This window comes from Flavobacterium gawalongense (assembly GCF_007097265.1).
Lineage (GTDB): Bacteria > Bacteroidota > Bacteroidia > Flavobacteriales > Flavobacteriaceae > Flavobacterium > Flavobacterium gawalongense.
Genome location: NZ_VJZP01000069.1, coordinates 1 through 3,503 on the forward strand (window position 1 = coordinate 1; position 3,503 = coordinate 3,503).

The 3,503-nt window shown below is 35.5% G+C and carries 4 protein-coding genes; all 4 read left to right on the top strand.

The genetic code is table 11. The features are described 5' to 3' along the window. The first annotated feature begins 288 nt into the window (after positions 1 to 288). Positions 289 to 627, top strand: coding sequence for a hypothetical protein (locus FNW38_RS17230; RefSeq protein ID WP_143389005.1), 339 nt, complete (start codon positions 289 to 291; stop codon positions 625 to 627). A gap of 289 nt (positions 628 to 916) precedes the next feature. Beyond that, on the top strand, positions 917 to 1,348 hold the full coding sequence (locus FNW38_RS17240) for a KilA-N domain-containing protein (RefSeq protein ID WP_218043745.1): 432 nt from the start codon (positions 917 to 919) through the stop codon (positions 1,346 to 1,348). Positions 1,349 to 1,456: 108 nt separating this feature from the next. Continuing rightward, the gene (locus tag FNW38_RS17245; RefSeq protein ID WP_143389006.1) at positions 1,457 to 2,344 is read left to right on the top strand and encodes a carbon-nitrogen hydrolase; all 888 of its coding nucleotides are present in this window, start codon (positions 1,457 to 1,459) and stop codon (positions 2,342 to 2,344) included. Between the two features lie 2 nt (positions 2,345 to 2,346). Then, positions 2,347 to 3,387 carry an agmatine deiminase family protein gene (locus FNW38_RS17250; RefSeq protein ID WP_143389007.1) on the top strand — a complete coding sequence of 347 codons (1,041 nt, stop codon included), beginning with the start codon at positions 2,347 to 2,349 and terminating at the stop codon, positions 3,385 to 3,387. The last annotated feature ends 116 nt before the right edge of the window (positions 3,388 to 3,503 follow it).

The following is a 3,503-nucleotide window of genomic DNA, read 5'->3' on the forward strand; positions in this document are numbered from 1 at the left end:
CCTACTACCATCTTTTATACAGCATTGAATAACACTCGCAGTCGTTATTCTTTCACAGCACACTCAGAGACGTTTGCAGAGCCTTGGGTAGTTCTTAAAAAATCTAATACGATATACCAAGAGACTATTTAAAACCTAAAAAACACATTACCTGCTAAATACGCTATCAAACCTGTAAACGAAGTTCCTTTTTAATCAATAAATTTTACTTTTCAATTTCTAAAATTCTATTTTTTTTAATAATTTTATAAATCTGTTAGCTCATTAAAAACAGTAAATGCAATAAAAATGGAACTCTCAAAAACGGATAAAAAAACAGCTCGAATTCTTATGGACAAAGGAATTCAAAAAGAACTTGACATTTGTAATGCTTCGGTTTTAGACATTTTAACAGATTGGAAAAACAAAAAGAAAGACGGAAGTGACACTTACGGTCAAGTATATGAAACCGTTTTAAAAAACAATAAATACATTGCTCTAAATTATGATGGGATTTCAGGGATTCACTACTTTGATACCGTCCTGAATATGTATTGCAAAGGTCTAGTTAGTGAGGAAGACATAAATCCGTTTTCTGAAACGGTAAGAGAACGCTTAAAATGGATAAAAGAAAGCAGACTTAAATAATATAAATTCGATTAAACTTTTCCATTTCTCTTTTCCTCCCGCCCCAGCTCCCCGAAGTCCCCGAAGTCTCCAAACTTCGGAGTAATAAAGCAAAAGATAAAATGGGTTGTATTGATTGAAAAGTGGTTACGCAATAAGAATACCATAGCGTTTATTGGTGTTTGGGAAGAGTTAAATAATCCTCTTTTTAATTCCCTCGAATTCGGGAGAATTAAAAATGAAGCGGGGTTAAGTGAGGATAGGGAGATTGTAAGATAGTGAGAACGGTTAACAAAACAATAGTCACGTTATGACGAAAAACAAGAAAATTATTGTAAACGGTATTGATGTTGTATTTTACAAAGAAAACAAGGAAGATTTCATTTCCTTAACGGATATTGCGCGTTATCGTGATAATGAAAGGAGTGATTATATTTTGCAAAACTGGTTGCGGAATAGAAGTACTATTGAATTCATCGGTCTTTGGGAGCGTTTTAATAATCCCCTTTTTAATTCCATCGAATTCGATGGAATTAAAAACATGTCGGGTTCTAATAGTTTTTCACTTACTCCAAAAAGATGGATAGAGGCCACTAAAGCCATAGGTATTGTGTCTAAAACTGGAAGATACGGCGGTACCTTTGCACATAAAGACATCGCCTTTGAATTTGCCAGTTGGCTGAGTGCCGAATTTAAGTTTTATCCGCTCTCCGAAGTCTCACTACTTCTAAATAGTTCTTAAAAATCCAATAAGATATACCTAAAAACTATTTAAAACCTAAAAAAACACATTACCCCTATTTTATACTCTTTATAAAAATCCCTATTTTTGCAGTCTAATTTTTTAGTCATGCCAAACAAGAAATACAAAATAGCGGTCATTCAATTGAATCTTAACGATATTGCCGAAAACAACTTGAAAAAATGCTTAAGTTGGGTTCGTGATGCCGCCAACCTTGGTGCCGAAGTCATTTCGTTGCCGGAATTATACAGCAGTCATTATTTTTGTCAAAGCGAAGATGTAGATAATTTTGCTTTGGCAGAACCATTATACAGCACTTCGTTTATTGCTTTTAGCGCTTTGGCAAAAGAATTGGGAGTCGTTATTATTGTTCCTTTCTTCGAAAAAAGAATGGCGGGCATTTACCATAACAGCGCTTATATTATTGATACGGATGGATCGGAAGCGGGATTGTATCGCAAAATGCACATTCCGGATGATCCCCATTTTTATGAAAAATTCTATTTCACGCCTGGTGATTTGGGTTTCAAAACTATTCCGACTCAAAAAGGAAAAATTGGAACGCTTATTTGTTGGGATCAATGGTATCCTGAAGCAGCTCGCTTGACGGCTTTAAAAGGTGCTGAAGTCTTATTTTACCCAACAGCAATTGGTTGGCATCCACAAGAAAAAGAGCAATATGGTGAAAATCAACATGGTGCCTGGATGAGTGTAATGAAAGGACATGCGGTGGCCAATGGCGTTTATGTTGCAGCAGCAAACAGAATTGGATTAGAACAATACTTGCCTAATACGGCGGGAATTCAGTTTTGGGGATCTTCGTTTATTGCGGGACCACAAGGCGAAATTTTGGCACAAGCCTCACACGACAAAGAAGAGATTTTAATTGCTGAAGTAGACTTGGATTTACAAGAAAATGTACGTCAGAACTGGCCATTCTTCAGAGATAGAAGAATAGATGCTTTTGGTGATATAACAAAAAGAGCAATCGACTAATTATGACTACAAATAATAGAAGATTTCCTGCCGAATGGGAAAAACAACAAGGCATTTTGCTTTGTTTTCCGCACAATGGCAAGGATTGGCCAGGAAAATACGAAGCCGTACAATGGGCTTTTGTCGAATTCATAAAAAAAGTGGCTACTTTCGAGCAAGTATTTTTAGTGGTTGCCGATGAAAACCTGAAAAGAAAAGTATCCGAAATGTTGGAAACAGCTCATGTTGATCTATCAAATATTTCTTATATCATTCATAAAACCAATAGAAGTTGGATGCGTGATTCGGGTCCAATAATTGTTAAAAACGGAGACCAAAGAGAAGCATTAAACTTTAATTTTAATGGTTGGGCAAAGTATAAAAACATTCAATTAGACAAATTTGTTCCTGCTAAAGTGGGAGAATTTCTAAATATTCCTGTTACCCAAGTTGTATACAACGGAAAACCGGTTATTGTTGAAGGCGGAGCTATTGATACGAATGGAAGAGGTACTTTGTTGACTTCGGAAGAATGCTTAATACATCCTGATATTCAGGTTCGGAATCCAAATTTCACTAAAGCGGATTACGAAGCAATTTTCAAGGAATATCTTGGAATTACCAATGTAATTTGGTTAGGCGACGGAATTGAAGGCGATGATACTCACGGACATATTGATGATTTATGCCGATTTGTAAACGAAGATACTATTGTGACTATTGTAGAAACAGATCCTAAAGACAATAACTACAAACCGTTGCAGGACAATTTAAAACGTTTGCAAAATGCCAAATTAGAAAATGGTAAATCACCTGTAATTGTGGTTTTACCAATGCCTAAACGTTTGGAATTTGATGGATTGAGATTGCCAGCCAGTTATGCTAATTTCCTGATTTTGAACAATTGTGTTTTGGTTCCTACTTTTAACGACAGTAATGACAGAATCGCTTTAAATATACTTTCAGAATGTTTTCCTGATAGAGAAATCATCGGAATTAGCGCTACCGATTTCATTTGGGGTTTTGGAACGTTACATTGTCTGAGCCAACAAATTCCAGAATAAAAAATCAAGCTTTTGCTGTTGCATAAAAAAACACCAACATAATGTGAGGGTACTGAAAAAGTCCTTTAAGGAATAAATACAATAATTTAAGGAGTAGAAATCTTAGTTTTTCTGCT

Bases quoted from the DNA above. Each gene is read 5' to 3' on its own strand.
- FNW38_RS17230 (WP_143389005.1), top strand. From the start codon at position 289: ATGGAACTCTCAAAAACGGATAAAAAAACAGCTCGAATTCTTATGGAC.
- FNW38_RS17250 (WP_143389007.1), top strand. From the start codon at position 2,347: ATGACTACAAATAATAGAAGATTTCCTGCCGAATGGGAAAAACAACAA.
- FNW38_RS17240 (WP_218043745.1), top strand. From the start codon at position 917: ATGACGAAAAACAAGAAAATTATTGTAAACGGTATTGATGTTGTATTT.
- FNW38_RS17245 (WP_143389006.1), top strand. From the start codon at position 1,457: ATGCCAAACAAGAAATACAAAATAGCGGTCATTCAATTGAATCTTAAC.